Consider the following 261-nt stretch of genomic DNA (forward strand, 5'->3'; position numbering starts at 1 on the left):
TTTTTCTTGGTCATGCTTAATGTCAGCAAACGAAGCGTGTGTTAGATCCTGATATAAAGTTCCCCCGTAAGTGACGTTTAACATATGCATCCCCCGGCAGATGGCCAGAATCGGCTTTTCTAAAGCAACCGCCGTGAGAATCAGCTCCTTCTCGTAGGCGTCCCGATCAGGAAAGGTCTTTCTTAAAGCCTGTAAAGGTTCTTCGCCGTAAAACAGCGGGTCTATGTCCTGGCCGCCGGACAGAATGATCCCGTCAACATG

General features: G+C 49.0%; 1 protein-coding gene. It reads right to left on the bottom strand.

What is annotated here, in order from left to right:
* Positions 1–261: gamma-glutamyl-gamma-aminobutyrate hydrolase family protein (locus G9F48_RS19445; protein WP_165409990.1), on the bottom strand; the 261-nt coding region annotated here is incomplete at both ends.

Source organism: Bacillus sp. EKM420B, assembly GCF_011065565.1.
Classification (GTDB): Bacteria; Bacillota; Bacilli; order Bacillales; family Bacillaceae; genus Bacillus; species Bacillus velezensis.